The 2194-nt window shown below is 71.2% G+C and carries 2 protein-coding genes; both read left to right on the top strand.

The genetic code is table 11. The features are described 5' to 3' along the window. On the top strand, window positions 1-256 hold a 256-nt coding region (locus tag Q0112_RS04700; RefSeq protein ID WP_297972124.1), incomplete at its 5' end, for a potassium-transporting ATPase subunit KdpA. An 11-nt stretch (window positions 257-267) separates the two neighbouring features. Next, a partial coding sequence (kdpB, locus tag Q0112_RS04705; protein ID WP_297972126.1) for a potassium-transporting ATPase subunit KdpB occupies window positions 268-2194 on the top strand: 1927 nt, incomplete at its 3' end.

Here is a 2194-nt window from a genome sequence, read left to right on the forward strand (position 1 = left end):
GTACAACGTGACGATCGGCCTCGCGATGCTGATGGGCCGCTTCCTCGTCATCGTCCCGGCGCTCGCCATCGCGGGCTCGCTGGCGGCCAAGAAGACCGTCCCCGCCTCCGCCGGCTCCTTCCCGACCCATGGCGGGCTCTTCGTCGGACTCCTCGTCGGCGTCATCCTCATCGTCGGCGGCCTCACCTTCTTCCCGGCCCTCGCCCTCGGCCCGGTGGTCGAGCATCTGGCGATGCTCGCCGGCCAGACCTTCTGATCGGTGCCCCCATGTCAAAGCCCACGACCACCCTCCTCGCGCCCGAGATCGTCGCCCCCGCGATCGGCTCGGCCTTCGCCAAGCTCGACCCGCGGACGATGATCCGCAATCCGGTGATGTTCGTCGTCGAGGTGATCGCCACCCTCACCACCGTCCTCTTCCTGCGCGACCTCGCGACGGGCGGGGCGAACCTCGGCTTCACCTTCCAGATCATCCTCTGGCTCTGGTTCACGCTCCTCGTCGCCAACTTCGCCGAGGCCGTCGCCGAGGGCCGCGGCAAGGCGCAGGCGGCGAGCCTCAGGGCGACGCGGACCGACATCCTCGCGCGGCGCCTGAAGGACCCGGAGCGCCGCGACGCCTTCGACACCCTGCCCTCGCTCGACCTCCGGCCGGGCGACGTGGTGATCGTCGAGGCGGGCGAGCTCATCCCCTCGGACGGCGAGGTGATCGAGGGCGTCGCCTCGGTCAACGAGGCCGCGATCACCGGCGAGTCGGCCCCGGTCATCCGCGAGTCGGGCGGCGACCGCTCGGCCGTCACCGGCGGCACCCAGGTGCTCTCCGACTGGATCAAGGTCCGCATCACCGCCGCCCCCGGCTCGACCTTCCTCGATCGGATGATCGGCCTCATCGAGGGCGCCGAGCGGCAGAAGACGCCGAACGAGATCGCCCTAAACATCCTGCTGGTCGGGCTCTCGATCGTCTTCGTCTTCGCCGTCGCCTCGATCCCGAGCTTCGCCGCCTATGCCGGCGGCACGATCAGCGTCATCGCCCTCGCCGCGCTCTTCGTCACGCTGATCCCCACGACGATCGGCGCGCTCCTCTTGGCGATCGGCATCGCCGGCATGGACCGTCTGGTGCGCTTCAACGTGCTCGCCATGTCCGGCCGCGCGGTGGAGGCGGCGGGCGACGTCGACACGCTGCTCCTCGACAAGACCGGCACCATCACCCTCGGCAACCGCCAGGCGACCGAATTCCTGCCGGTGCGCGGCGTCTCCGAGCGCGACCTCGCCGACGCGGCGCAGCTCGCCTCGCTCGCCGACGAGACCCCCGAAGGCCGCTCCATCGTCGTGCTGGCGAAGCAGAAGCACGGCCTCCGCGAGCGCGACATGACCGCGCTCGGCGCCCGCTTCGTGCCCTTCACCGCCCAGAGCCGGATGAGCGGCGTCGACGTCGGCGGCAGCGCTATCCGCAAGGGTGCGGTCGATGCCGTGCTGGCCCACGTCGGCGTGCCGCCCGCGCCGCGCCGCGCCGTCGGCGCTCCCGCACCGCAGCCCGTCGCGGTCCCCGAGGCGGTGCGCGAGGTGCAGGCGCTCGCCGAGCGGATCGGCAAGGCCGGCGGCACGCCCCTCGCCGTCGCCAGGGACGGCCGCCTGCTCGGCGTCGTCGCGCTCAAGGACATCGTCAAGGGCGGCATCCGCGAGCGCTTCGCCGAACTCCGCCGAATGGGCATCCGCACGGTGATGATCACCGGCGACAACCCGATGACCGCCGCCGCCATCGCCGCCGAGGCCGGCGTCGACGACTTCCTCGCCGAGGCGACCCCGGAGGCGAAGCTCGCGCTGATCCGCGAGGAGCAGGCCAGGGGCAAGCTCGTCGCCATGTGCGGCGACGGCACCAACGACGCCCCCGCGCTCGCGCAGGCCGACGTAGGCGTGGCGATGAACACCGGCACGATGGCGGCCCGCGAGGCCGGCAACATGGTGGACCTCGACAGCGACCCGACGAAGCTCATCGAGGTGGTGGAGATCGGCAAGCAGCTGCTGATGACCCGCGGATCGCTGGCAACGTTCTCGATCGCCAACGACGTGGCGAAGTACTTCGCCATCATCCCGGCGATGTTCGCGGCGATCTACCCGCAGCTCGGCGCGCTCAACGTCATGGGCCTCGCGACGCCCGAGAGCGCCATCCTCTCGGCGATCATCTTCAACGCCCTCGTCA

The organism is uncultured Amaricoccus sp., assembly GCF_937858865.1.
Taxonomy (GTDB): Bacteria; Pseudomonadota; Alphaproteobacteria; order Rhodobacterales; family Rhodobacteraceae; genus Amaricoccus.